Source organism: Streptomyces sp. WAC07094 (assembly GCF_036320405.1).
GTDB lineage: Bacteria > Actinomycetota > Actinomycetes > Streptomycetales > Streptomycetaceae > Streptomyces > Streptomyces lannensis.
On sequence record NZ_JAVMJZ010000001.1, the window covers coordinates 6,275,699 to 6,300,890 of the forward strand.

General features: G+C 70.6%; 26 protein-coding genes and 1 pseudogene. 15 read left to right on the forward strand and 12 right to left on the reverse strand.

What is annotated here, in order from left to right; genetic code table 11:
- Window positions 1-15: 15 nt before the first annotated feature.
- Window positions 16-717 (forward strand): uracil-DNA glycosylase, encoded by a 702-nt coding sequence (locus RCR19_RS27760; RefSeq protein WP_331267604.1) that lies wholly within the window; start codon window positions 16-18, stop codon window positions 715-717.
- A gap of 49 nt (window positions 718-766) precedes the next feature.
- On the opposite strand, the gene RCR19_RS27765 is transcribed toward RCR19_RS27760, so the two are convergent.
- Window positions 767-1,189 (reverse strand): RidA family protein, encoded by a 423-nt coding sequence (locus RCR19_RS27765; protein WP_331267605.1) that lies wholly within the window; start codon window positions 1,187-1,189, stop codon window positions 767-769.
- Between the two features lie 200 nt (window positions 1,190-1,389).
- Here RCR19_RS27765 and RCR19_RS27770 point away from each other — a divergent pair, with 200 nt between their 5' ends.
- Together RCR19_RS27770 and RCR19_RS27775 are read left to right on the forward strand one after the other, a co-directional pair.
- Window positions 1,390-2,184, forward strand: coding sequence for a nucleotidyltransferase domain-containing protein (locus RCR19_RS27770; protein WP_331267606.1), 795 nt, complete (start codon window positions 1,390-1,392; stop codon window positions 2,182-2,184).
- A 29-nt stretch (window positions 2,185-2,213) separates the two neighbouring features.
- Window positions 2,214-2,945 (forward strand): hypothetical protein, encoded by a 732-nt coding sequence (locus tag RCR19_RS27775; protein WP_059133135.1) that lies wholly within the window; start codon window positions 2,214-2,216, stop codon window positions 2,943-2,945.
- A gap of 625 nt (window positions 2,946-3,570) precedes the next feature.
- On the opposite strand, the gene RCR19_RS27780 is transcribed toward RCR19_RS27775, so the two are convergent.
- On the reverse strand, window positions 3,571-4,524 hold the full coding sequence (locus tag RCR19_RS27780; protein WP_331267607.1) for an endonuclease/exonuclease/phosphatase family protein: 954 nt from the start codon (window positions 4,522-4,524) through the stop codon (window positions 3,571-3,573).
- Between the two features lie 136 nt (window positions 4,525-4,660).
- Here RCR19_RS27780 and RCR19_RS27785 point away from each other — a divergent pair.
- Both RCR19_RS27785 and RCR19_RS27790 read left to right on the forward strand, forming a co-directional pair.
- Window positions 4,661-5,829: pseudogene (locus RCR19_RS27785) on the forward strand (amidohydrolase).
- Between the two features lie 251 nt (window positions 5,830-6,080).
- The gene (locus RCR19_RS27790) at window positions 6,081-6,254 is read left to right on the forward strand and encodes a hypothetical protein (protein ID WP_331267608.1); all 174 of its coding nucleotides are present in this window, start codon (window positions 6,081-6,083) and stop codon (window positions 6,252-6,254) included.
- Window positions 6,255-6,466: 212 nt separating this feature from the next.
- On the opposite strand, the gene RCR19_RS27795 is transcribed toward RCR19_RS27790, so the two are convergent.
- Window positions 6,467-6,925 (reverse strand): hypothetical protein, encoded by a 459-nt coding sequence (locus RCR19_RS27795; RefSeq protein ID WP_331267609.1) that lies wholly within the window; start codon window positions 6,923-6,925, stop codon window positions 6,467-6,469.
- A complete protein-coding gene (locus RCR19_RS27800) occupies window positions 6,916-7,644 on the reverse strand; it encodes an ATP-binding protein (protein WP_331267610.1) in 729 nt (242 codons plus the stop codon). The genes RCR19_RS27795 and RCR19_RS27800 overlap by 10 nt, the downstream gene beginning before the upstream one ends.
- 269 nt (window positions 7,645-7,913) lie before the next feature.
- Here RCR19_RS27800 and RCR19_RS27805 point away from each other — a divergent pair, with 269 nt between their 5' ends.
- The 3 genes from RCR19_RS27805 to RCR19_RS27815 all read left to right on the forward strand — a co-directional run bounded on the left by RCR19_RS27805 (window position 7,914) and on the right by RCR19_RS27815 (window position 9,934).
- Window positions 7,914-8,774 (forward strand): helix-turn-helix transcriptional regulator, encoded by an 861-nt coding sequence (locus tag RCR19_RS27805; RefSeq protein ID WP_059133131.1) that lies wholly within the window; start codon window positions 7,914-7,916, stop codon window positions 8,772-8,774.
- On the forward strand, window positions 8,774-9,028 hold the full coding sequence (locus tag RCR19_RS27810; protein ID WP_059133130.1) for a DUF397 domain-containing protein: 255 nt from the start codon (window positions 8,774-8,776) through the stop codon (window positions 9,026-9,028). Before RCR19_RS27805 ends, RCR19_RS27810 begins: the two co-directional genes overlap by 1 nt.
- A 90-nt stretch (window positions 9,029-9,118) precedes the next feature.
- A complete protein-coding gene (locus RCR19_RS27815) occupies window positions 9,119-9,934 on the forward strand; it encodes an SAM-dependent methyltransferase (protein ID WP_331267611.1) in 816 nt (271 codons plus the stop codon).
- A 567-nt stretch (window positions 9,935-10,501) separates the two neighbouring features.
- Here the strand turns inward: RCR19_RS27815 and RCR19_RS27820 are convergent.
- From RCR19_RS27820 to RCR19_RS27830, 3 genes are all read right to left on the reverse strand, one after another.
- On the reverse strand, window positions 10,502-11,992 hold the full coding sequence (locus RCR19_RS27820) for a glutamate synthase subunit beta (RefSeq protein WP_331267612.1): 1,491 nt from the start codon (window positions 11,990-11,992) through the stop codon (window positions 10,502-10,504).
- A 107-nt stretch (window positions 11,993-12,099) separates the two neighbouring features.
- Entirely contained in the window at window positions 12,100-12,576 is a 477-nt protein-coding gene (locus RCR19_RS27825) for an anthrone oxygenase family protein (protein ID WP_059133127.1), read from the reverse strand.
- 230 nt (window positions 12,577-12,806) lie between these two features.
- Window positions 12,807-13,496 (reverse strand): DUF2293 domain-containing protein, encoded by a 690-nt coding sequence (locus tag RCR19_RS27830; RefSeq protein WP_331267613.1) that lies wholly within the window; start codon window positions 13,494-13,496, stop codon window positions 12,807-12,809.
- Window positions 13,497-13,738: 242 nt separating this feature from the next.
- Here RCR19_RS27830 and RCR19_RS27835 point away from each other — a divergent pair, with 242 nt between their 5' ends.
- Window positions 13,739-14,380 (forward strand): uridine kinase, encoded by a 642-nt coding sequence (locus RCR19_RS27835; RefSeq protein ID WP_331267614.1) that lies wholly within the window; start codon window positions 13,739-13,741, stop codon window positions 14,378-14,380.
- A gap of 234 nt (window positions 14,381-14,614) precedes the next feature.
- A complete protein-coding gene (locus tag RCR19_RS27840) occupies window positions 14,615-15,043 on the forward strand; it encodes a CBS domain-containing protein (RefSeq protein WP_059133125.1) in 429 nt (142 codons plus the stop codon).
- Window positions 15,044-15,049: 6 nt separating this feature from the next.
- Here the strand turns inward: RCR19_RS27840 and RCR19_RS27845 are convergent, their stop codons facing one another.
- The gene (locus RCR19_RS27845; RefSeq protein ID WP_331267615.1) at window positions 15,050-16,177 is read right to left on the reverse strand and encodes a magnesium and cobalt transport protein CorA; all 1,128 of its coding nucleotides are present in this window, start codon (window positions 16,175-16,177) and stop codon (window positions 15,050-15,052) included.
- 236 nt (window positions 16,178-16,413) lie between these two features.
- Here RCR19_RS27845 and RCR19_RS27850 point away from each other — a divergent pair, with 236 nt between their 5' ends.
- Window positions 16,414-17,211, forward strand: a complete 798-nt coding sequence (locus tag RCR19_RS27850) for a methyltransferase domain-containing protein (protein WP_331267616.1) — start codon at window positions 16,414-16,416, stop codon at window positions 17,209-17,211.
- A gap of 29 nt (window positions 17,212-17,240) precedes the next feature.
- Here the strand turns inward: RCR19_RS27850 and RCR19_RS27855 are convergent, their stop codons facing one another.
- Both RCR19_RS27855 and RCR19_RS27860 read right to left on the reverse strand, forming a co-directional pair.
- On the reverse strand, window positions 17,241-18,158 hold the full coding sequence (locus RCR19_RS27855; protein WP_331269576.1) for a sugar kinase: 918 nt from the start codon (window positions 18,156-18,158) through the stop codon (window positions 17,241-17,243).
- Entirely contained in the window at window positions 18,143-19,042 is a 900-nt protein-coding gene (locus RCR19_RS27860) for a pseudouridine-5'-phosphate glycosidase (RefSeq protein WP_331269577.1), read from the reverse strand. The genes RCR19_RS27855 and RCR19_RS27860 overlap by 16 nt, the downstream gene beginning before the upstream one ends.
- A gap of 104 nt (window positions 19,043-19,146) precedes the next feature.
- Here RCR19_RS27860 and RCR19_RS27865 point away from each other — a divergent pair, with 104 nt between their 5' ends.
- Entirely contained in the window at window positions 19,147-19,578 is a 432-nt protein-coding gene (locus RCR19_RS27865) for a VOC family protein (protein WP_331267617.1), read from the forward strand.
- 34 nt (window positions 19,579-19,612) lie between these two features.
- Here RCR19_RS27865 and RCR19_RS27870 read toward each other — a convergent pair whose 3' ends face one another.
- Together RCR19_RS27870 and RCR19_RS27875 are read right to left on the reverse strand one after the other, a co-directional pair.
- On the reverse strand, window positions 19,613-20,167 hold the full coding sequence (locus RCR19_RS27870) for a methylated-DNA--[protein]-cysteine S-methyltransferase (protein WP_331267618.1): 555 nt from the start codon (window positions 20,165-20,167) through the stop codon (window positions 19,613-19,615).
- 75 nt (window positions 20,168-20,242) lie between these two features.
- On the reverse strand, window positions 20,243-21,115 hold the full coding sequence (locus RCR19_RS27875; RefSeq protein WP_331267619.1) for a glycerophosphodiester phosphodiesterase family protein: 873 nt from the start codon (window positions 21,113-21,115) through the stop codon (window positions 20,243-20,245).
- A gap of 280 nt (window positions 21,116-21,395) precedes the next feature.
- Here RCR19_RS27875 and RCR19_RS27880 point away from each other — a divergent pair, with 280 nt between their 5' ends.
- The 3 genes from RCR19_RS27880 to RCR19_RS27890 all read left to right on the forward strand — a co-directional run bounded on the left by RCR19_RS27880 (window position 21,396) and on the right by RCR19_RS27890 (window position 25,186).
- Window positions 21,396-22,262, forward strand: a complete 867-nt coding sequence (locus tag RCR19_RS27880; protein WP_331267620.1) for an MHYT domain-containing protein — start codon at window positions 21,396-21,398, stop codon at window positions 22,260-22,262.
- A 40-nt stretch (window positions 22,263-22,302) separates the two neighbouring features.
- Entirely contained in the window at window positions 22,303-24,447 is a 2,145-nt protein-coding gene (gene uvrB, locus RCR19_RS27885; protein WP_331267621.1) for an excinuclease ABC subunit UvrB, read from the forward strand.
- Window positions 24,448-24,607: 160 nt separating this feature from the next.
- Window positions 24,608-25,186, forward strand: a complete 579-nt coding sequence (locus tag RCR19_RS27890) for a TerD family protein (RefSeq protein WP_059133116.1) — start codon at window positions 24,608-24,610, stop codon at window positions 25,184-25,186.
- The last annotated feature ends 6 nt before the right edge of the window (window positions 25,187-25,192 follow it).

Here is a 25,192-nt window from a genome sequence, read left to right on the forward strand (position 1 = left end):
TCCTACCGTGGAGTCATGGACCTCAGCAGTCTCGCCCGGCTGGACGATCGGATCACGGGATGCCGTGCCTGCCCTCGCCTGGTCGCATGGCGGGAGGAGGTGGCCCGCACCAAGCGCGCCGCGTTCGCCGACTGGACTTACTGGGGCCGGCCGGTGCCGGGTTTCGGACCGCACGACGCCCGGATGCTCGTGGTCGGCCTCGCTCCCGCCGCCCACGGCGGGAACCGGACCGGGCGCATGTTCACCGGGGACCGGTCCGGAGACGTGCTGTACGCGGCGATGCACGACGTGGGGCTGGCGTCCCAGCCCACATCCGTGTCCGCCGACGACGGCCTGGAGCTGTACGGAGTGCGGGTCACCTCGCCGGTGCACTGCGCACCGCCCGAGAACAAGCCGACCCCCGCGGAACGGGACACCTGCAGGCCATGGCTCGTGGAGGAGCTGCGGCTGCTGCGCCCGTCCCTGAGGTCCGTGGTCGCGCTCGGCGCCTTCGGCTGGCAGTCGACCCTGACCGCACTCGCGGAGGCAGGCCTTGCGGTGCCCCGTCCACGGCCCGTGTTCCGGCACGGGGCCCGGGTCCGGCTGGACGGACTGGAGCTCTTCGGCTGTTTCCACGTCAGCCAGCGCAACACCTTCACGGGACTGCTCACCCCCGAGATGCTGCGGGACGTGCTGCGCACGGCGGCCGAGACGGCGGGCCTGCCGACCGAACCCTAGAGCCGGTCGGGAGGCACGGCACGAGACCTCCGGTACCGGACACGGCGTCCTAGACGTCGGCCCCCTCGGCATCCCCGGGGACGACGGCCGTCGCCGTGATCTCCACAAGCTGTCCCGTGTAGCCGAGGCAGGCCACACCGATGAGGGTCGACGAATGCGGCCCGGTGCTGAGCGCCGAGGCCTCGACGACGTCCCAGACCGCGGAGAGCACGGCGGGCTCGCTGCTCACCACGTATACGTCCGTCGACACGACGTGTTCCAGGTCGCTGCCGGCCGCGCGCAGTTGCTCGTCGAGGTTGGCGAGCACCTGCCGGGCCTGCCGTACGGGATCGCCCTCGCCGATGAGCTTTCCGTCGGCGTCGAGCGGTACCGCGCCGGCGAGGAACGCGAGCCGGGTTCCCGCCTCCACGACGGAGGCGTGCGCATAGCGGGGCGGGGGAAACAGGGAGGGCACGGTGATGCGTTTCGGCATGGGGGCTCCCGGGGTCGAGGACCGGTCCGGACCGGCCGTGGGCCGGTCCGGCGACAATCCGCCGATGATGCGCGTTCCGCTCGGTCATCGCATCCCGATTTCGGCGCCCGCACGGACGCCCCGGCCCCGTCGAAACCGGCGGACGCGGGGTCGCCCGCGGGCTACGGTGGGCCTTCCGTGCCCATGACGAGGGGAGACCGGTGGACGACCAGGCGTTCCTCGACGAGGTGGCCGACCGCCTCGCCGCCCTTCCCGGGGTCGGGGCCGTCGCCCTCGGCGGATCCCGCGCGCAGGACACCCACCGGCCGGACAGCGACTGGGACCTGGCCGTGTACTACCGGGGCCGGACGTTCGACCCGGCCGATCTGCGGGCCGTCGGCTGGCCCGGCGAGGTCAGCGGGATCGGCGACTGGGGCGGGGGAGTGTTCAACGGCGGCGCCTGGCTGACCATCGACGGCCGCCGCGTCGACGTCCACTACCGCGATCTCGACGTGGTGGAGCACGAGCGGTCCGAGGCCGAGGCGGGACGCTTCCGTGTGGAGCCGCTGCTCTTCCACCTCGCCGGCATCCCGAGCTACCTGGTCGTGGCCGAGCTGGCGATCAACCGTGTACTGCGGGGCACGCTCGACCGCCCGGACACCTATCCGCCGAAACTGCGGGCCTCCGCGCCGGAACGCTGGTACGGCTCGGCAGGCGCCACGCTCTCGTACGCGAAGGCCGCGCACGCCCCGAAGGGCCGCCTCACCGAGGTGGCGGGCGCCCTGGCGCTGGCCGCGACACAGACCGCCCACGCCGTGCTCGCGGCAAGGGGGGAGTGGGTCACCAACGAGAAACTCCTTCTGGAGCGGGCGGGACTGCGGGGCGTCGACGGGATCGTGGCGGGTCTGGGGGCACACCCCGGCAGACTCGCCGAGGGCATCGGGACGGCCGGGGAGCTCTTCGCGGACGCCCTGTCCTCCGTGAGGGACTCCGCCGTCGGAAAATCCTTCGAATAACCGCAGTTGACGCTGCTACCGTCGCGGACGTGGCGAAACTCAATCAGATCATCGCGGTCGAGAAGGGCATCAAGTCCAAGTCGCACCAGGACCTGACCGCCGCCCACCACGGGCTGCAGAAGCCCGCGTTGCTGGCCGGCATCTCGCGTACGTACCAGCCGAAGGACGAAGAGGGCGAGCAGTTGCCGCCCGAGTCGACGCGAGTCCAGGTGCAGGCGGAGGACGTGCTGCGGCGGACCGCGGAGACGCTCACGCGACTGTTCGACGTCACCGCCACGAAGGACTGGGCCAACTGCACCGCCAGGGCGGACGTGAAGGTGGACGGGCGGGTGCTCGTCGCGGACGTTCCCGTGGCCTATCTGCTCTTCCTGGAGAAGCAGCTCGTCGACCTCAACACCTTCGTCCGCAAGCTGCCGCTCCTCGACGCCTCCGAGTCCTGGGTGCAGGACCCGTCCACCGACGCGTGGAAGACCGAGCCGGTGCGGACGCTGCGCACGAAGAAGGTGCCCCGCAACCATGTGAAGGCGGAGGCCACCGAGAAGCACCCGGCACAGGTCGAGGTGTACTACGAGGACGTGCCCGTCGGGTACTGGACGACGGTTAAGTTCTCCGGAGCCCTGCCGGCCCGCCGTGTGAACGAGCTGCTGGACCGGGTCGAGAGGCTGCAGCAGGCCGTCAAGTTCGCCCGGGAGGAGGCGAACGGAGCGGACGTCGTCGACCAGCGTGTCGGGGACGCCGTGTTCGGCTACCTGTTCGGGTAGCCTCAAGAACTCCCCGGCCACCACGAACGACGGCCGGGGTGCGCGAGGAGCGCAAGCTGAAGCTGAAGCTTGTCGTGACGACGCGGTCCCAGTGGAGGTTCGAGTCCTCCCCGCGGCACAACTACCTGCCGCGGTGGCCCAATTGGCAGAGGCAGACCGCGATCAATCTCAGACTCTTGCTCCAGACTCAGCATTCGCCGCCGATCGCCGGGTCGACCGGGCCCAGGCCCCGGGACGTCGAAGTGCTGGTTCAAGTCCAGCTCGCGCAGCTCGATGCGCGATGGTCCAAAGGCAGGACGCGGCGACATGACGACTGACCTGGGTCCTCAAGCGTGCCGGCGTGCCCATATGGGCGGCATTCCAGGGCCCGGGGGCCGGCTACGCCCTCGGGCCCGCTCCCGTTCCCGCAGGCCCGGACCGCAGTACACGCTCGGGATGTTGTGTTTGCCGGGGAAGCCGCTTCCAGGCTTCGTTCCACACCGCCGAGGCCGCCCGCACCGGGCGTGCCGACGATATGACGACGTCCCACACCCCGTCGTGAACGGAACCGCGCGCCGAACGGCGTGAACGGCCGGGAATCGGGGGCATGGAGCCGATCGGGGTGCTCCTCGGGGTCCGGCCGCTCTCACGAGTCCAGGCGCACCCACACCGGTGCGTGGTCCGAACCCGGTGCGCCCCGCCGCTCGCCCGGGTCGGTGCCGACCGACGGCAGACGCAGGGCGTTGTCGCCCGGGAGGCCGGTGCCCGCCGCCGTCACCCGGTGCACCAGCCGGTGGCTCACCAGTATGTGGTCGATCAGTTCGCGTCGCCCCGAGGTGACGCGTGAGTAGCGCTGTTCCGCAGGGACGAGGGGCGCCACGTCCCACAGGCGCTGCGCGTCGCCGCGGTCCGGGTGCTCGTACCCGGGGGTGCCGATCTCGGAGCCGGGCGGGCCCAGCAGGATCTGGGTGGTGGCCGCCTGCACCTCGTCGTTCATGTCACCCAGTACGGCGACGTCGTCTCTGTCGCCCCCGCCCGCGAGCAACTCGTCGGCAAGCGCGCGGAGGGCCGTCGCCTCGGCGGCACGCCGGTAGAGGGCGTACGCGGCGCAGCGGGCCCGCTCGCCCTCGTCGCGCGGCTGGAACCGGCCGCCCGGATAGGACAGCAGCTTGGACTTCAGATGGGCCACCGCGGCCTTCAGAGTCACTCCCCCGACGGCGACCTCCACCGCCAGCAGGCCCCGGCCGGCGTGTGCCGTGGTCGTCCCCTCGTCGTCGGCCTGCACGGGGAGCAGCCGTCCGGGGAACCCGTTCGTGTCGGCGAGCACCCGCGGCAGCGAACGGCTGAGGAAGCCGACCCGGATGCCGCGATCGTCGGGGTGGCGGGAGACCGTGACGTGCCACCGGCCGCCCAGCATCCCGGCCAGGTCCTCGAGCGCCTCCGGGTCGCCGACCTCCTGGACCCCGAGCAGCGTCGGGTCCAGTTCCGTGATCACCGCGGCAAGGGCGGCCAGCTTGGTCTCGTACGCGGCCTTGTCCTTGGGGCCGTACGGGCCTCCGGGCCGGTACAGGTTCTCCAGGTTCCAGGTGCCGAGGAGCATGCCGGGTTCCTTTCAGAGGCCGGGTGGCGGGCTGTGCCGCTGCCAGAGTGCGCGCGGATCCGGCGTGGGAACAGCGCGGTGGCGGGATGCGTGGTCCATGTCGCCCAGGAATACGACCGCGTCGTACGGTGACGGGATGACGTCGACTCCGGCCGATCGGCCGTCGGCTCCGGCCGACCTCATCATCACCGGATGCACCGTCCTCGTGCACGACGACCAGGAGCGGATCGGCTTTGCGGAGGACGCCGGGATCGTCGTACGGGACGGGGCCGTTGTGTCGGTGACGCCCGCCTCGGACGCCCGGGACCTGCCCGCCCTCGAGCGCATCGACGCACGTGGGCAGGTGGCGCTGCCCGGTCTGATCAACTGCCACACCCACTCCCCGATGGTCGCCCTGCGCGGCATCGCCGAGGATCTGCCGGTGGGGGAGTGGTTCAACGACCACGTCTGGCCCATCGAGTCCAATCTCACTGCCAGGGATGTGGAGTTGGGTGCGCGCCTCGCCTGCGCGGAGATGATCCGTGCCGGTGTCACGTGCTTCGCCGACCACTACTTCTCGATGGAGGCCGTCGCCTCCGCCGTCTGCCCGTGCACATCCACGCAGCCGAGAACCTCGAACAGACCGAGACCAGCCTGGCGCGGTACGGCCGTACCCCCGTCGAGATCCTGGAGACCGCCGGACTCCTCGACACGGACCTGCTGATCGCACACGGCACCGGCATTCTGGAACGGAACCTGCCCGTGCTGGAACGGGCGGACGGACGTGTGGCCGTGGCGACGGCACCGCGCGGTTATCTCAAGTTCGCCTGGCCCACGACCACACCGGTGCGGGCCCTGGGTGCCATCGGTGTCCCGGTGGGCCTCGCCACGGACGGCGCCGCCTCGAACAACTCGCTGGACGTGTGGGAGTCCATGGCGCTCACCTCCCTCGCGCAGAAGTCGGCCGAGGGTGATCCGCGCTGGCTGACCTCCCGTCAGGCCCTGCACCACGCCACGTTGCAGAGTGCACGGGCCGTGGGGCTCGGCGACCGTATCGGCAGGATCGCGCCGGGCCACCGCGCCGACATCGTGCTGGTGGATCTGACCGGACCGCACACCCAGCCCGTCCACGACCTCGCAGCCACTCTTGTGCACAGCGTCCGTGCGTCGGACGTCAGCACCACGATCGTCGACGGGTGTGTGCTGATGCGCGACCGCGAGCTGCTGACCGTCGATGTGTCCGCGACAGTGGGCGAGTTGACGCGGCGGCTGCCCGCGCTCGTCGACCGCGGTCACGGCGGACGGATCCAGGAGTACGACACCTGACCGTCCCCGACCGGGCCGGTGTCCCGGTGTACCGAGCGTTCGCATCGCCGTTGGAGGGCGAGTGTCCGGCGCTCCTCACCGCGTGGCAAAGACGGATATTTCAGGCGATTCGGCGCAACTCCGTGGTGACCGAGTGTCAAATGTGTCTCAGTACTGTCACTTCACGAGCTGTTCATGAGGGCGTTCACGTTTAACTCCATAAGCCGACCGTGATCGGCACGCCGAGGGACGGCGTTGCAAGGAGGTGCAAGGTGAACGGGCGAACGGTGCTCGAGCGGTTTCCGGCCGGTGGGCCGCGTGGCTCGTGGCCCGCGGAGGAGTTCGCGCAGGCGCGCCGCCTGGAGGGCCAGCCCGCGGAGGTCGTCATGGACCTCGCGACGGACGCGTTCCTGGTGATCGTGCCCGGGATGGACGGGGTCGAGTAGTCGGCCGCCGCGGTCCGGGCCCGCCCGTGCGGGGATCCTCGCCTTCGTGGCCGGCCCGGGTGCCGAGCGCGGCCACCGGCCCCTGCCGCCCTGCGTCACGTCTTCCCGGCGCGCGGCCGGATCGAGGTCCTACGGGGAGGGCGGCAGCCCGACCGCTTTTGGCGGGAGACCGACGTCATGAGGGGCGATCGGACGGAACTGCGGTCCTGCGGTCAGGCGCTGAGCGGGCGCGACCACGCCGGAATGGTGCCCGTGACCCGGCACAGCGCCAGGTAGAGCGGGATCGGCGGGGTGTACGGCACATCGTCCTGCGGACGGTGGATGAGCTCGGGGGTGTCCGGCGCGTCCGGGACGAGGGCACCCGGCACATACCGTACGGGCGCCGGCCACTCCAGTGCGACATCGGAGTCGCAGGGCACGATCCACCACCAGTCGGCCCGGTCGGCGTACACACAGCCCACCCGGGGGAGCCGGGGAAGCAGCAGGGGTCCGTAGTGGGAGGGCACGACCACCGCGTCACAGCCGAGCGGAACCGTCATGCCGTCGGGCAGGGGGATCCGCCCGGACGTCGCTTCGGGCACCCGCTGGGCGCGCTTGAGGCGGACCAGCGAGTCCAGGCTCAGGACACGCGTGGTCAAGGGCCCGGCGGCCCGCACACCCCTCACACCCATTCGGTCCCCGCTCCCCAGGACGCCTCGGCTTCGGAACCCCGGCCGTCGGCCGGGGGCCGCCTCGCGCTCCAGCCGAGGTCGGACCGCGGTTCGCCGCCCGGGGGCGGCTTCCTGGGACTCCAGCCGAGGTCGTAGTGCACCGCCCGGTCCTCGGGCGCCCGGGACCTGCCGCCGGAACACGACAGGTCCCGGGCCGGCTGCGCCGGACGGGAGTGCTCGTCGGGCGCCGGTTGCCCGGCCTCCCGTGCGAGCTCGGCCCAGACCAGGAGCCCTGACCCCGCTTCCTGGGCTCCCCACGCCCGGCACAGGGCCGCGACGAGAAGCAGTCCCCTCCCGTGCTCCTCCTCGGGGCGCTCAGGAGAGGGGTGCGGCTCGCCGGGAGCGCATCCCTCGTCCTGTACGGCTATCCGCACCACTTGGTCCTCGTCGCGCAGCTCGCAGACGACGCGTTCACCCGCGGTGTGCACGATCGCGTTGGTCACCAGCTCGGAGACCACCAACGCGGCCGTGTCGCACGTGTCCTCGCACACCGCCCAGCCGGTCAGACGGGCCCGCGTCAACTGCCGGGCCCGCGCGACGGACCCTGGGTGGGCGGCCAGTTCGAAGCGGAACCGGCGCTCGGCTGCCGCGTCGGGGCGCACCCCTGTGGCGCCGACCGGTCCGAACCGGTCTGCGGTGGCGTCTGTTCCTAACGGCGCGGGCGGAATCACGCTTGCCACTATCGCCCCGCCGTGAACACTTGGCAAGAGTCACTCTGAAAATTGCAGAGTGCAGTGTGACTGCGCGAAGCTGCATGGCACACTGCTCGCAACAGCACTTCGAGCGACGCCTGTTGGGATCTGTCACCCGGGCTCATGGGCCTGGTGCCCGCGTCGTGGGTTCGCGCAGCATCGGTGTCGGCGTGGATACGGGTGCGCAACGGTGCCGAAAGGTTTCGTGCAGCGCCGTCGGTGCTGTCAGAACACAGAAGGACGGGAAGAGGTGCGAGGTGAGTGAACCGCGGTCGGCACCGACGGTCGGTCAGGTCGTCCTCGGCCGGCGTCTGCTGGACCTGCGGGAACGGGCGGGCCTCAAGCGGGAGGAGGCCGCGCGCATCCTCCGGGTCGCGCCCGCCACCGTCCGCCGTATGGAGATGGCCGAGGTCGCCCTGAAGATCCCGTACCTCCAGCTGCTGCTGAAGTCGTACGGCGTGAGCGACGAGGAGGCCGAGGCCTTCGTCCAGCTGGCCGAGGACTCCAACAAGCCGGGCTGGTGGCAGCGGTTCCACGACATCCTGCCGGGCTGGTTCTCGATGTACGTCAGCCTGGAGGGCGCCGCCGCGCTCATCCGGCAGTACGAACCGCACTTCGTGCCCGGCATCATGCAGACCGAGGACTACGCCCGGGGAGTCCTGAAGTCGGGTGCCATCGGGCAGACCAGCCCCGAGGACATCGAGGGTCATGTGGCACTGCGTATGCAGCGCCAGGAGCTGTTGACACGTGAGAACGGGCCTCGTGTCTGGGCCGTGATGGACGAGACGGCGCTGCGTCGTCCGGTCGTGGGCGCCGAGGTCATGCGCGCCCAGGTCGAACGGCTGCTGGAGGTCATGGCCCTGCCGCACGTGACCCTGCAGGTGCTCGAGTTCGCCTCGGGCCCGCATCCGGGCACGTACGGGCCTTTCGTCCTGTTCCGATTTGCCATGTCAGAACTGCCGGACATGGTCTACAGCGAGTACCTGACCGGCGCCGTCTACCTGGACGCGCGTACCGAGGTGGCGACCCACCTCGAGGTCATGGACCGCATGGCGGCTCACGCCGCTACTGCACAACGCACGAAGGAGATCCTCGAGGATCTCCGCAAGGAGCTGTAATGGATCGCAACACGCCGCGCAAACGCGTCTACAACGGCATGCCCGCCCGCGAACTGGGCAGTGAAGGCTGGCACAAGCCGTGGAGTGGAGGCAACGGCGGCAACTGCCTGGAGGCGATGAAGCTCGCTGACGGCCGGATCGCCGTCCGTCAGTCGACCGACCCGGACGGACCCGCACTGATCTACACATCCGCCGAGATGACCGCGTTCATAGAGGGAGCCAAGGCGGGGGTGGCCGACTTCCTGCTCTCATGACTCATGTGTTGCTCTGCGCAGTTGCTCATCCCACCACTGACTTGGCACTGAATTGATCACTGACCCTCCTACGGACTTACGGAGTTCCTCATGACCGGGCAGGATCCCGCCCAGGACGCCGTCGTCATCGACACGAGCAAGCCGCATCCCGCGCGCATGTACGACTGGTACCTCGGCGGGAAGGACAACTACCCCGTCGACGAGGAGATGGGGCGGCAGATGCTCGCCCTGGACCCACGGGTGCCGGTGATGGCACGGGTCAACCGCGCGTTCATGCACCGTGCCACCCGCTGGCTGGCGCAGAACGGCGTGCGGCAGTTCCTGGACATCGGCACGGGCATACCGACCGAGCCGAACCTGCACCAGATCGCCCAGCAGGTCGCGCCGGACGTGCGCGTCGTCTACTGCGACAACGACCCGATCGTGCTGGCTCACGCGGCGGCCCTGCTGCGCAGCACGCCCGCGGGGGTGACCGAGTACCTGCAGGCCGACGTGCGCGACCCCGGCACCATCCTCGAAGAGGCCAGGAAGGTGCTGGACTTCCGGCAGCCGGTGGCGCTCTCCCTCGTCGCACTGCTGCACTTCATCTCCGACGAGGACGGGGCGCACGACCTGGTCGACCGGCTGCTGGCCGAACTGCCGTCCGGCAGCTTCCTGATGATGACCCATGCCACCGCCGACTTCACCCCGGAGGAGTCCGCGGCGGCGATCGCGAAGCTGAAGGCGGTCGGCGTCACACTGGCGCTCCGCTCCCGGGACGAGTTCTCGCACTTCTTCCACGGACTCGACCTCGTCGAACCCGGCGTCGAGGTGGTTCACAAGTGGCACCCGGAGCTGGGCGAGCCGGTGCCCGGACAGGACGACGGGGTCATCCCCGGCTATGGAGCGGTGGGCCGCAAGCAGTAGCGGAGGGGGCACGGCGGGGACCGCGGGCGACCGCGTCGGCTGTGAGGCGTCCACCGGATGCCTCACAGCCGACGTTCCCCAGGCCCACGGAAGCTTCGGGCACGTGGGGCGGGAGCCGCGGTGCCCGCCGGCCGTACGGCGGGTGGGGCGGGGCCGGTGAGTCCGGGCGCGTCGTGCCGGCTGGTGTCTTCCTGGGATGTGGCGCGTGCAGGTTGGTGTCTCCTGGGCTTGCGGCACGTGGGGCTGGTTGGTGTCCTCCGGGGTTGCGGCGCGTGGTGCGGGTTCTCCTGGGCCTGGGGCCAGTGGTGCCGGCTGCTCTCTTCCGGCCAGGGGCACTGGGGTTGGTTGTGTCTCCCGGGCTGCGCACGTAATGCCGGGCCGGGTCCTTCCCTGGCCCGCGGCACGTGGTCCCCGGCTCCCGCGACGGGAACGGCAGCGACGGCGCGGTTCACCGACACCGTCGTCCCCCTCGGCGCGGTACGTCTCGACGTCCTGCCCGCCGACGGCTTGTCCGCGGGCGTCCGGCCGGCGCCGCCCATGAGTGGCCGGCCCGTCCCTGCGGCACCTTCACGCCCTCATCGGCTTGTCGTACGGTCCGATCGGCGCCGGCAGGTGTGACGCACCCTCGCTCAGCCTGCGGTCCACCGCCGCCGCGGCCGCCCGTCCCTCCGCGATCGCCCATACGATCAGCGACTGTCCGCGCGCGGCGTCCCCGGCGGCGTACACCCCGGGCACGTTGGTGGCGAACTCGTCGTCCCGAACGATCGTGCCGCGTGGGTCGAGCGCGATGCCGAGCTGGTCGATCAGCCCGTCCCCGCGATCGGGTCCCGAGAACCCCAGCGCGAGCAGCACCAGGTCGGCGGGGAGCGTCCGCTCCGTTCCCGGCAGCGGGCGGCGCCGCTCGTCCACCTCGACCAGTTGCAGCGCCTGCACATGACCGTCGGGGTCTCCCGTGAAGCGCAGTGTCGACGCCGCGAACAGCCGCGCGTCCGCAACCGCCGCGGGCGCCGTCCGCAGCTCCCGCGCCTCTTCGTGGGCCGCCGACAGCCGATAGATCTTCGGATAGGTCGGCCAGGGCTCGGTGTCCTCGTCCCGCTCGGCCTCCGGCAGCGGGTAGATGTCCAGCTGGGTCACCGAGGCGGCCGCCTCGCGCACCGCGGTCCCGAGGCAGTCCGCCCCGGTGTCACCGCCACCCACGATCACAACATGCTTCCCGGCCGCCGACAGCGGGGAGACCTTCAGATCCCCCTCGCACACGCGGTCGGCCAGCGGCAGATACTCCATCGCCTGGTGGATTCCCGCCAATTCCCGGCCCGGCACATCGAGTTCGCGCCAAGCCGTGGCGCCCGTCGCGAGCACCACTGCGTCGTAGCGTGCCCGTAGCTCCGCGGCCCCGATGTCCCTGCCGACGACCGTCGACGTGCGGAACTTCGTCCCCTCGGCGCGCATCTGCTCCAGACGGCGGTTCAAGTGCCGCTTCTCCATCTTGAAGGCTGGTATCCCGTACCGCAGCAGCCCCCCGACCCGGTCGGCACGCTCGTACACCGCCACGGTGTGACCGGCCCGCGTGAGCTGCTGGGCCGCCGCGAGCCCCGCGGGCCCCGATCCGACGACCGCGACGGTGCGCCCGGACAGCCGGTCGGGCGGACGCGGCGGGGCGAACCCCTCCTGCCAGGCCCGGTCCGCTATCGCCACCTCCACGTTCTTGATGGTGACCGCTGGCTGGTTGATGGCGAGCACGCACCCCGCCTCGCAGGGGGCAGGACACAACCGCCCGGTGAATTCCGGAAAGTTGTTCGTTGCGTGCAGCCGGTCGCTCGCGGCCCGCCAGTCCTCCCGCGAGACGAGATCGTTCCACTCGGGGATCAGATTCCCGAGTGGGCACGCCTCGTGGCAGAACGGGATCCCACAGTCCATGCACCGGTTCGCCTGCCGGCTGATGATCGGCAGCAGCGCACCCGGCACATACACCTCGTTCCAGTCCCGCACCCGCTCCTCGACGGGCCGCCGGGGCCATTCCTCGCGGGGTGTGGTCATAAAACCCTTGGGATCGGCCATGGCCGTCTCCCTTGCACACGCGTACGGGGTGGTTTCGTGCCACGATACGACGCCGCCCGCCCGGCTGCCCCCCGGCAGTCGTCGGCGGGCTGGGCCCGTGCCGCGGCTCAGGTGAGGGCGAGGAGATAGGACAAGGCGGCCCCGGCCGACGCGACGGTGCGGACGTGGTTCCACAGGGTCCACTCCCGCACATAGCTCCGCCAGTACACGGCCGTTTCAGGGGCGTCCGGGTCCATCCGCAGCAGCGCGCCGTTGCGAGGGACGTTCGCCGCGGCGGTCACGGCGAACACACCGACCAGATAGAGGGCGCTGCCCACCAGCAGTTCCACGGTGCCCTCGGGCCACAGCACGAACGTCACCACGGCGAGCACGGCGCTCAGCAGCGCCGCGCCCATGAACAGGATCATGAACGCCGGTGTTGTCGCGGCCCTGTTGATCGCGTTCATCGCGGCGGCTCCACGTGCCGGGGGCAGCGAGCCGAGGCCCCGCATCACGAACGCCGAGAACGCGAAACACACCCCCGCCACCAGACCGGTCCCCAGCACCCCGAGCACGGTCAGTGCGAAATACGGTCCATCGATCATGTCAACTCCCCCATCGGTCCCCCGGACGCTGAGATCCTTCCCCACGCACCCCGTCACGAGAAGTGAATACGCGCACGAGATCGGTGACCCTGCGCGTGCGCACGCAAACCCGCCTCACCCGCACGCCCTCCGCCGGTCGTGAGGGGACGCCGAACGCCCCGCGCCGACCCGTCCCGGACCTGGGATCAACCTGCCGGCCGGCCCCGGCTGTCCCGCCGCCCACGCCCGCATCACGCCACCTGCCGCAGTCGCCACCCACGCAGTACCGACTCCACGCCGTTCGCGATGCGCCGCCGCGCCTCGGCCCGCGGCACCCCGTCCATCAGGAGCGTGTCGTACGGCGTCTCCGTGTGCCGCACGGACGCCCGCACCGCCGCCGTGACCGCCTCCGGCGACAGCGTCCGCCCCGCCGCACTGCGCCCCACCCGCCCGCTTCCGCGCACCGACGCATGCGCCGCGATCGCCTGGGCCCGATCGGCCGGGCACCCGGGAAACAGCCGCCGGATCTCCTCGGCGAACGCCTCCGTGAACCGCTCGTCCTGCGCGGCCCGCCGCCGGGCGTCCCGCACCCTGCGTCTGCGCCGGGCCTCCGCGTCCGCCAGGCAACGCTCCTCGGCCCGTGCGAGTGCCTCCTCCTCGACGAGCAGCCCCTGCCGCTCGTAGCGGCCGTGGCGCCGGTCGAAGCGCACCACCACCGCCGAGAGCGTGCTGGCCTCCCGGGACCTCCGCGTCAGCGCGGTGTCGCCCCGCGCCAGGAACACCAGATGCCCGAGGTCCGCACAGTCCAGGCAGCGTGGCGCGCTCTCCTCCAGCACCAGCAGGGGCAGCGGCCCTCTCCGGCACCCGGCGCAGTGCCGTCGTTTGAGCGGTTGGATCACGAGAAGTCCTGCCCAGGACGGAGGAGTTGGGGTCGGCCTCATATCCGCTTCATTCCCCACCCGTCCGCCACCCGACCACGCCGGACCGGATCGCCCCCGGCGGGCCCGGCCGGAGCGCCCTCGGACCCGGTTGTTCCGGTGGTGTGGGCGAGCGGAGCGCGACCGGTGATCCACGCGGGCCCGGAGCCGTGCCGAGCCCGGAGCCGTGCCGAGCCCGTGGACAGGCAGCTGTGCCGTTCACCTCCCGGGGCCGAGCAGCGGGTTCGTGCTCTCGACGCGGCATCATGGGCCCTGTGCGACTCGAAGCGATCACCTGGGAACGGCTCGGCGACCTTCTAGCCGACCGGCTGCTCGACCTGAAGTCCGCCGACGGCAGCCCCTGGCCGCGCATCGCTTTCGACGGCGCACCGGCGGCGCGCCCCGGAGATCTGGCCCAGCGGGTCTCCGACGTGCTGGGCATACGGGGCCGGCCCTCGCTCGTAGTCGGCACGGAGGGCTTCCTGCGCCCGGCGTCCGTCCGCCTCGAGCACGGCCATCAGGACCCGGACTCCTATTACGACGGCTGGCTCGACACCGGCGCCGTGTGGCGCGAGGTGTTCGGCCCGCTCGAACCGGGCGGCGACGGACGCGTGCTGCCCGATCTGTGGGACCCGGTCGCCGACCGCGCCACCCGCAGCCCCTATGTCCCGCTCCCGCCGGGCGGGTTGCTGCTGCTCCACGGCCCTCTCCTCCTGCGTCACTGGTTCCCCTTCGACCTGAGCGTCCACGTCCTTCTCTCGCCCGGCGCGCTCCGGCGGCGGACCCCGGGGCCGGAGCAGTGGACGCTTCCCGCTTTCGAGCGCTACGAGGCGGAGACCGATCCGGGTGCCGCCGCCGATGTACTCATCCGCGCCGACGACCCGCGGCACCCCGCGTGGAACGGCTGACCCGTTCGGAGAAGGACGACAAGGCCCCCAGCGATCATCCGCGTCGTCCCGCGGAGACCGTGCGCTCCATGGCCCGATCCCCCGGTCGTCGGCGTGATCCCGCGTCCGGCGGCCGAGGCGCCCCGCCGCCCCGGTGCTCCGGGTGCGTCGGCCAGGGAAGACGGCGAGAATGAAGGCGCCGGGACATGCGGTGCGTCCCGTGCCGCGCCGGCCGTCCGGCATCGGAGGTGTCCCATGACCACTGCCGGAGACATCATGCACCGTGGTGCCCAGTGGATCCCCGCACACGAGACCCTGGACCGAGCCGCCCAGTTGATGCGCGAACTCAACGTCGGTGCGCTGCCCATCAGTGACGAGAACGAGCGGCTCTGCGGCATCCTCACCGACCGCGACATCGTCGTCGGCTGCGTGGCCATGGGCCGCGACCCCTCACGCGTGACCGCGGCCGACATGGCTCAGGGCACGCCGCGCTGGATCGAGGCGAGCGCCGACGTCGGCGACGTGCTCACGGCCATGGAGGAGTACCAGATCCGCCGGCTCCCCGTCATCGAGAACAAGCGTCTCGTCGGCATGATCAGCGAGTCGGACCTCGCCCAGCACCTGACCGACGATCAGCTCGCCACCTGGGTGGAGACGGTCTACTCGAGGGCCACGGTGCGCTGATCCCGCCTACAGCCAGCCGTTGCGCTTGAAGCCGCGGTACAGGGCGAAACAGCCGACGGCTATCACGGCCATCACCAGCGGATAGCCGATTCTCCAGTGCAGTTCGGGCATGTACGTGAAGTTCATGCCGTAGACGCCGGTGAGCATGGTGGGCACGGCGATGAGAGCGGCCCAGGCCGTGATCCTGCGCATGTCCGCGTTCTGGGCGACACTCACCTGCGCGAGGTGGGCCTGGAGGATCGAGTTGAGCAGTTCGTCGAACGCGGCTATCTGCTCGGTGGCGCGCAGCTGGTGGTCCGAGACGTCCCGGAAGTACGTCTGTATCTCCGGGTCGATCACCCGGTTCGGGCGGGTGGAGAGTTCCTGGAGGGGGCGGTCCAAGGGGACCACCGCCCGCTTCAGCTCGAGCAGTTCACGCTTGAGCTGGTAGATGCGCCCCGGATCGAGCCGAGCCCCGTTGTCGGCGAAGACGTCCATCTCGACCTGGTCGATGTCCTCCTGCACCGCGTCCGTGACGCTCAGGTAGTCGTCCACGACATGGTCGGCGATCGCGTGCAGTACCGCCGCGGGTCCCTTGGCGAGCTGGTGGGGGTGCGCCTCCAGCTCCTCGCGCAAGGGACCCAGCGAGCCGTGCCGGCCGTGCCGCACCGTGATGACGAAGGCAGGGCCGATGAACACCATGATCTCGCCGGTGTTCACGATCTCGCTGGTCGCGGTCAGTTCCTTGTGCTCCACGTAGCAGACCGTCTTGAAGACCGCGAACAGCGTGTCCCCGTAACGCTCCAGCTTGGGTCGCTGGTGTGCCTCCACCGCGTCCTCGACGGCCAGCGGGTGCAGATCGAAGAGCTCGGCGATGCCCGCGAACTCGTCGTCCGTCGGCTCGTGCAGCCCGAGCCAGACGAAACCGTCCTCGCTCTTGCGCAGCCGCTCCACGTCCTCGACCAGATCGCCACCGCCGGGAACCCGCACGCCGTCCTCGTACGTCACGCACTTCACCACTGCGGAGCCCAGCGGTGACCGGGCGGGATGGCTCAGGTCGACGCGGCCGTGGCGCCGCCCCAACCGCGCCGCCTTGCGGAGGCCGCCGACCCTGTCGAGGCCCGTGACCTTCCGCAGATTCCCTGCCATGGACATTCTGGATCTCCTTGCGTGGATCTCCTCGCGTCGCGCTCTGCGCCTTCGCGGGCCAGTCTGCCAGTCCGTCTCGGGCGGCGGGGAAGCCTGTGGGAATGGAACGTTCCGTTTCGGTGCGAGGGTTGCGGGATTCGTCCGGTGCGGCAGGGCGACAGCACACTCGTGCGAGTGTCGTGTGCGGGCCCGCCGGAGCGTCCCCCCGCACGAACAGGCGGCCCGCCTGGGACGATGTCACCATGACGCCAACCGACGGGTATCTCCTCGACAACCAGCAGTCCGAGGCGGGCCGGCGCTTCGACGCGCTCTCCACCCTGTTCGACCCCACGACGTTCCGCCACATCGAGGATCTCGGTATCGGACCCGGCTGGCGCTGCTGGGAGGTGGGAGCAGGCGGCACCTCGGTGATCTCCTGGCTCGCCAAGAAGGTCGGCCCCACCGGGAAGGTCGTCGCGACCGACATCGACACCTCGTGGGCGGTGTCGGCCGCCCGCCCCCCGATCGAGGTCCGCACCCATGACGTGGGCGCGGAGGACCCGCCGGGGGCCGGTTTCGACCTCGTCCACGCCCGGCTCGTCCTGGTGCACGTCCCGGACCGGGAGCGGGCGTTGCGGTCGATGATCGGCGCACTGCGCCCGGGCGGACGGATCCTGATCGAGGACGCCGACCCGGCCCTGCAGCCCCTGCTCTGCCCGGACGAGTACGGTCCCGAACAGGAGCTCGCCAACCGCCTGCGCAATGGCTTCCGCGCCCTCCTCGCCGAGCGCGGTGCCGACCTGTCGTACGGCCGCAGGCTCCCGCGTCTGCTCCGTGAGGCGGGCCTGCGGCGGGTGGAGGCCGACGCGTACTTCCCCGTCGCCTCGCCCGCCTGCACGGCCCTCGAAGCCGCGACCGTCCGTCAGATCCGCGAACGGCTCGTGGCCGCCGGCCTTGCCACGGACGAGGAGATCGACCGCCATCTGTCCCATGTCGCCTCCGGCACGATGGATCTGGCGACGTCCCCGATGATCTCGGCCTGGGGACGCAAGGGGGAGTAGGGGAGGGGACTTGCACGAGCGAGCGGCCCCTACGGCGTCCGCACCGGTGGGCGTCCTCCCACCGTCGTCACCGCCAGGGCTCCGGCCCTGCACCCCTGCTCGGCCGCCTCCTCCGGTTCCGCCCCCGCGAGCAGTGCCGCCAGGAAGGCCCCGGTGAACGCGTCACCTGCCCCGGTCGTGTCCCGCGGGGAAACGGGAACGGCCGGGATCCGGGCCCGCACCGCTCCCGACGCGGCGACCAGGGCACCCTGTGCACCCTGCTTGGCGACCACCAGGGGCACCTGACGGCTCAGCTTGGCCGCCGCGTCCTCCGGGTCGGGCAGCCCGGTCAGCAGGCACGCCTCGTCCCGGCTCGGCAGCAGCACATCGAGCCCCTCGGCGAACGCCAGGAAGGTGTCCACTCCCGACTCGGTGAGAAACCCCGCCGACGCCGGATCCAGGCTCACCGGTACGCCGCGCGACCGTGCCGCATCGAGCGCCACAGCCGCCAGCGCCCTGCTCGGCCCGGAGAAGAACAGATAGCCCGAAAGATGCAGTCGGGCGACCCCGTCGAGCAACGCGTCCGACCAGTCGTCGGGCGCCAGCCGCAGCGACGCTCCGCTGTCCGTGAGGAACGTGCGCTCCGCCGAGGCACCCGCGTCCACCAGGCAGATCACCGTCCCCGTGGGGGCCTCGGCGTCGACGACGAGGTGGGGCCGTACGCCCGCCGCCGTCAGTTCGCGTCCGTGCCAGGCGGCCGCGTCGGCACCGACCCGGCCGAGCAGCCGCACATCGGGGTTGCCCCAATGGGCCGCCCAGCACGCGACGTTCGCGCCCGCGCCACCCGGCAGTGTCCGGATGGAGGCGGCCGTGTCCGTACCCGTTGCGAGCGGTCCGCGATGGCGGGCGACGACGTCCGTGACCACGTCCCCGATGACGAGAAGCGCCGCGCTCACACCTCCGCCCAGGCCGCCGCGATCCGAGCGGCGAGCCGTACGTTCCCCCGCACCGCCGCCAGATTGGCGCTCAGCGAGGCGCCGTCGGTGTGCCGCACCAGATGGTCGAGCAGGAACGGCGTGACCGCCTGCCCGGTGATGCCCGCCTCCCCGCACGCCTGCAGTGCGTCGGCGAGCACCCGGGCATGGAGCGAGGGATCGAGCTGCTCCTCCCGCGGCACCGGATTGGCGACGACGAGCGCCGACTGCGGGCCGCGGAGCGTGTCCTGGGCGCGCATGACCTCCGCCACCTGGGCCGGCGACTCCAGGCTCCAGTCGACCGTGTGACCCGAGTCCGACAGGTAGAAGCCAGGGAAGCGGTCGGTGCGGTAGCCGGCCACCGCCACCCCCAGGGTCTCCAGTCGCTGCAGCGTCGCCGGCACATCCAGGATCGACTTCACACCCGCGCAGACCACGGTGATCCTCGTCCGTGCCAGCAGCCCCAGATCGGCGGACTCGTCCTGCGTCACCGTCCACTCGCGGTGCACCCCGCCGAGCCCACCCGTGGCGAACACCCGGATCCCGGCGAGGGCGGCCAGCGACGCCGTCGCGGACACGGTCGTCGCCCCGCTCGCTCCCGTCGCCGCCGCGAGTGCCAGATCGCGGTGCCCCAGCTTGCGGATCCCGTCCTCGTTCGCGACCCGTTCGACCTGCTGTTTGTCCAGGCCGACATGGGCGCGGCCGTCCAGGACGGCGATCGTGGCGGGTACCGCGCCCTCCTGCCGGACGGCGTCCTCCAGTTCCAGGGCGACCTGGAGATTGCGCGGGCGGGGCAGCCCGTGCGCGATGATCGTCGACTCCAGGGCCACCACGGGCCGGCGCGCGGCGAGCGCCTCCCGTACCTCTTCGGACACCATCAGCACGGGCCTGCCTCCTGTCTTCCGGTCCTGCCTCATCTCTGGCGGGCGGCACACGCTCCCAAACCCTTGAAAGCCGAGACAGAGCACACCAGCCTGGGGGCATGACGGACAGCTCGCCACGTCTCGACCATGTCGTCCTGTGGGTCCGGGACCCGGTCGCCGCCGCCTCCTTCTACGAGCAGGCGGTCGGTCTGGAGCCCCTCAGACTCGCGGAATTCATCGCCGGAAAGGTGCCGTTCCCCTCGGTGCGGCTCAATGAGGAGAGCATCATCGACCTGGCGCCGCTGTCGCTCGCGACATCTATGAAGATGCTGCCGGGGGCCGACGGGAGCGCCGGGCATCCGGTGAACCACGTGTGCCTGTCCCTGCACGGGGAGGCGGCCTTCGACGCCCTGCGGGCGCGCCTGGAGGCGCTGTCCGTCCCCGTCTCGGACTTCTCGTACGACTCCTTCGGCGCCCGGGGCGCGGCCCGGCGCAGCTTCTACTTCCGCGACCCGGACGGCAATGTCTTCGAGGCACGGCACTACGCATAGTGGACGGGTGCTTCCGGGCCCGAGCGGGCCCCGCTCAGAACAGCGGCTCGGGCAGCACCCCTTCGAGTGCCAGAAGCTGCCGCTTGGTCTCCAGGCCACCACCGAAACCGCCGATGCCGCCGTCGCTCTCGACCACGCGATGGCACGGCACCACCACCGGCAGCGGGTTCGAGCCCATCGCCACTCCCACGGCCTGGGCCGCGCCCGGCTGTCCGACCCGCCGGGCCAGATCGCCGTACCCCACCACCGTGCCGTACGGGACGCCGGAAGCCAGCTCGCGCAGTACCTGGCGGTTGAATCCGGTGATCAGGGACCAGTCCAGCGGCAGGTCGAAGCCGCGCCGCTCACCCTTGAAGTAGGCCGCCACCTGGCGTATCGCCTCGGCCAGGAGCGGTGAACCGGGGTCCTCGACCGGCTCCGAGCCGAGCCTGGACCCGAGCCTTTCCAGTGCTCTGTCGCGCACGGGGTCGGTCGCGTGGAACACCACGTTCACCAGCCCGTCGCGCGTGGCGGCCAGCAGCAGCGGACCGATGTCGGTGGCGACGACGGCCCACGCCGGCTGCTGCTCGTACTGCCCATGGCTGTCCATGCGCCCACCGTACGGCGCGGCACTGACAACGCCCCGGGTACGGACCGCGGCCCCGTTGGCATCCGGGCGGCGGGATCAGGATGCGGTGACCGCTCTGCGCACCACGTCCGGCACGTTCGTGATCAGTCCGTCCACGCCGTAGCCGGTCAGCCGTTCGGCGTCGCCGCCGCTGTTCACGATCCAGGCGAAGACCTTCACCGGTGTGCCGTGCGGGCCCTTCAGCGCATGGACCGCCGAGACGTAGCGGGGCGAGAGTTCCGAGTACGCCGAGTTGATCTGGTCGGCGAACCGCGCGTACGCCGGCAGCTCCGCCGTCGGGGGCGTGCCCAGGTACGCCGTCCTGATTCCCGGCCGCAGCCGGTGGACCCTGCGCACACTGTCGGCGCTGAAGCTCTGGACGACGAGCCGGCGCCCGAGGTGGTCGCCGTCCAGCCAGCCCTCGTTGTTCAGCAGATCGAGGGTCTGGCGCTCGATCCCCGGATACAGCTGCGGATTCTTGATCTCCAGTACGAGCTTCTGGTGATTGCGCGACACGCGATCCAGGTACTGCCGCAGCGTCGGCACGCGCGCTCCCGCGTACCGGCGGCCGAACCAGCTGCCGGCGTCCAGGCGCGCGATCTCCGCGGCGGTGAAGTCCTTCACCCGCCAGGGCGCCCGCTGCGGATAGAGCCGCTTGGCGTCGGTCGTGCGGTTCAGCGTCGCGTCGTGGATGACGACGAGCCGGCCGTCCTTGGTGCGCTGGACGTCGTTCTCGACCCAGTCGATGCCCATCGCGGCCGCCCGGTCCACGGCCGCCAGGGTGTTCTCGGGTGCGTAGGCGGAGGCTCCGCGATGCGCGACGACGACCGGTCCGTCGCCGCCGGTCGCACCGGCATGCGGAGTCGGCAGTATGGCCACGCCGAGTCCGAAGAGGGCGGTGGTCGTGGCGGCGGCAACGCGCGCGTGCATGCGTGCTCCTCGTGTCGTGTGATCACAGACAGCATCAGAGTGACAGCAGAGAGTCAAGGATGGTGGGCGCGGGATGGCCACAGATTGCCTGGAGTTGCCCAAGGGTGCGCACAAGGGCCGCACAAGTGCGTTAGCACCGTGATTCTTTGCCGGAATATCGTTCGACCGTTCCGGTGGGGGTCTTACGCTCTGCCTCAGCAGCCCTGACCGTTCGTCGCGGTCCTGGGGATGGGGGGCATTTCCGGATTCAGAACGCATCAGGGCGGAGGGGCAGTCGCGCATGCAGAACACCGTCGACGGCTTCAGCTACGGACTCGTCACACCTGTGGTGGCGTACCTCATGGCCTGCCTCGGCGGCGCGCTCGGTCTGCTCTGCACCGGCAGATCGATGCTGGTCGCCCAGTCCTGGCGGGTCGGATGGCTCGCCCTGGGAGCCGCCGCCATCGGCTCCGGCATATGGACCATGCACTTCGTCGCGATGATGGGCTTCAGCGTCGAAGAGACCCCGATCCACTACGACCGGGGGATCACCTTCGCGAGCCTGGCCGTCGCCATCGTGATGGTCGGCGTCGGGGTCTTCATCGTGGGCTACCGCGGGGCCACCGGGGTGGCCCTCTTCACGGGCGGCACCATCACCGGTCTCGGGATCGCCTCCATGCACTACCTGGGCATGGCGGGGATGCGGCTCAACGGAGTGCTCGGGTACAACACGCTCACCGTCACCGCCTCGGTCGTCATAGCGGTCGTCGCGGCGACCGCGGCGCTCTGGGCGGCAGGCCAGGGCCGCGGCTTCCTGTGGAGCATCGGCGCGAGTCTCGTCTTGGGGTTCGCCGTCAGTGGAATGCACTACACGGGCATGGCCGCGCTCCGTGTCCACGTGCACACCTCTCCCCATGCTCCGGCCGGTGAATCACCCGCCGCGTTGCTGGCCCCGCTGATGATCGGCCCGCTTCTCTTCCTGTGCCTGGCCGGCGTCGTCGTGATGTTCGACCCGTTGATCGTCATGGGCAAGCCCGTCTGGAAGCCGGTCGAACGCAAGCCCGGGATCCCGGCGCATCCGGAGTTGGAGGACACCGGACGGCGTACGCTGCTGCGCAGCCCCGAGCGCGCCGGTCAGCGCGGCTACCGTACGGCGCAGAGGCGCTGACCGGTCCCCGTTGTCAGTGGGGGGTCGTACGGTGGATGGCATGCGGCCCGTTTCACAGATCGAACGCACGGTGGCGCCCATCGAGGTCGTCAGCCCCTACCGGCCCAGCGGTGACCAGCCGACGGCCATCGCCGAGCTGGAAAAGCGCATCCAGGCAGGTGAGAAGGATGTCGTCCTGCTCGGCGCGACCGGCACAGGCAAGTCCGCCACCACGGCGTGGATGATCGAGAAGCTCCAGCGCCCCACCCTGGTGATGGCACCGAACAAGACACTGGCCGCCCAGCTGGCCAACGAGTTCCGCGAGCTCCTGCCGAACAACGCGGTCGAGTACTTCGTCTCGTACTACGACTACTACCAGCCCGAGGCGTACGTTCCTCAGTCGGACACGTACATCGAGAAGGACTCCTCGATCAACGAGGAGGTGGAGCGCCTGCGGCACTCCGCGACCAACTCGCTGCTGACCCGCCGGGACGTGGTCGTGGTCGCCTCCGTCTCCTGCATCTACGGCCTCGGTACTCCCCAGGAGTACGTGGACCGCATGGTCAGCCTCAAGGTCGGCGACGAGATCGACCGCGACCAGCTGCTGCGCCGCTTCGTCGACATCCAGTACACGCGCAACGACGTGGCGTTCAGCCGAGGCACCTTCCGGGTGCGCGGCGACACCATCGAGATCTTCCCGGTGTACGAGGAGCTGGCCGTTCGGATCGAGATGTTCGGCGACGAGATCGAGGCCCTCTCCACCCTCCATCCGCTCACCGGTGAGATCGTCAGCGACGAGCAGCAGCTCTACGTCTTCCCCGCCTCCCACTACATCGCCGGTCCCGAGCGCATGGAGCGGGCGATCAACGGCATCGAGAAGGAGCTGGAGGAGCGCCTCGCGGAGCTGGAGAAGCAGGGCAAGCTGCTGGAGGCCCAGCGGCTGCGCATGCGGACGACGTACGACATCGAGATGCTCCGCCAGATCGGGACCTGCTCCGGTGTGGAGAACTACTCGATGCACTTCGACGACCGCCTGCCCGGCACCCCGCCGAACACGCTGCTCGACTACTTCCCGGAGGACTTCCTGCTCGTCATCGACGAGTCGCACGTCACCGTGCCCCAGATCGGCGCGATGTACGAGGGCGACGCGTCGCGCAAGCGCACGCTCGTCGAGCACGGCTTCCGCCTGCCGTCCGCCCTGGACAACCGGCCGCTGAAGTGGGAGGAGTTCCAGGGGCGCATCGGTCAGACGGTGTACCTGTCGGCGACCCCCGGGCAGTACGAGCTCTCGCGCTCGGACGGCCAGGTCGAGCAGATCATCCGCCCCACCGGCCTTGTCGACCCGGAGGTCGTGGTCAAGCCCACCGAGGGCCAGATCGACGACCTCGTCCACGAGATCCGCAAGCGCACCGAGAAGGACGAGCGCGTCCTGGTGACCACGCTCACCAAGAAGATGGCGGAGGATCTCACCGACTACTTCCTGGAGATGGGCATCCAGGTGCGCTATCTGCACAGCGACGTGGACACGCTGCGACGCGTCGAGCTGCTGCGCGAGCTCAGGTCCGGCGAGTACGACGTCCTGGTCGGTATCAACCTCCTCAGGGAGGGTCTCGACCTGCCCGAGGTCTCCCTGGTGGCGATCCTCGACGCCGACAAGGAGGGCTTCCTGCGCTCGGGCACCTCCCTCATCCAGACCATCGGCCGTGCCGCGCGCAATGTCTCCGGACAGGTCCATATGTACGCCGACAAGATCACCCCGGCGATGGAGAAGGCCATCGACGAGACCAACCGCCGCCGGGAGAAGCAGGTCGCGTACAACACGGCGAACGGCATCGACCCGCAGCCGCTGCGCAAGAAGATCAACGACATCGTGGCGCAGATCGCGCGGGAGGACGTCGACACGGAGCAGCTGCTCGGCACCGGCTACCGCAAGACGAAGGACGGCAAGGGCGCCAAGGCTCCCGTCCCCTCGCTCGGCAGTCAGGCGGCGAAGGGTGCGAAGGCGGCCAAGGGCAGGGGCAAGGCGAAGGAGACGGTCCCGACCGACCGCCCCGGGGCCGAACTCTCCGCGCAGATCGAGGAGTTGACGGAACGCATGCGGGCCGCCGCCGCGGACCTGCAGTTCGAGATCGCGGCCCGGCTGCGCGACGAGGTCTCCGAGATGAAGAAGGAACTGCGTCAGATGAAGGAGGCGGGCATCGCCTGACGATCCCGCAGACCTGCCGGACCCCCGGATCCGCGCGCTGTGTTGCAACACCGACACAAAGCGCGGTCGGGGGTTCGGCAGTGTCAGTGCCGCTGCGTAGGGTTCTGGACATCCGCGGAGTCCGCGGCCAACAGGGGACCGCTCGAGAGGGGAACAGCGCGTGACCGTCAACTTGACCAAGGGTCAGGCCATCAGTCTGCAGAAGAACGACGGAGGCACGCTGACCGCGGTGCGTATGGGGCTCGGCTGGCAGGCAGCCCCCCGTCGCGGGCTCTTCGGTTCGCGCACCCGGGAGATCGACCTCGACGCGTCCGCCGTGCTGTTCGCCGACAAGCGGCCCGTGGACGTGGTCTTCTTCCAGCACCTCGTGAGCGACGACGGCTCCGTGCGGCACACCGGTGACAACCTCGTCGGCGGCGTGGGCCAGGGCGGTGACGACGAGGCGATCCTCGTCGACCTGGCGCGCGTCCCGGTCCACATCGACCAGATCGTCTTCACCGTGAACTCCTTCACGGGCCAGACCTTCCAGGAGGTGCAGAACGCGTTCTGCCGCCTGGTCGACGAGTCCAGCGGCCAGGAGCTCGCGCGCTACACCCTCGCGGGCGGCGGTGCGTACACGGCACAGATCATGGCGAAGGTGCACCGGGCGGGCGCGGGCTGGACGATGACTGCCCTCGGCACCCCTGCGAACGGCCGTACCTTCCAGGACCTGATGCCGTCGATCGTTCCGCACCTGTAGCCGGCC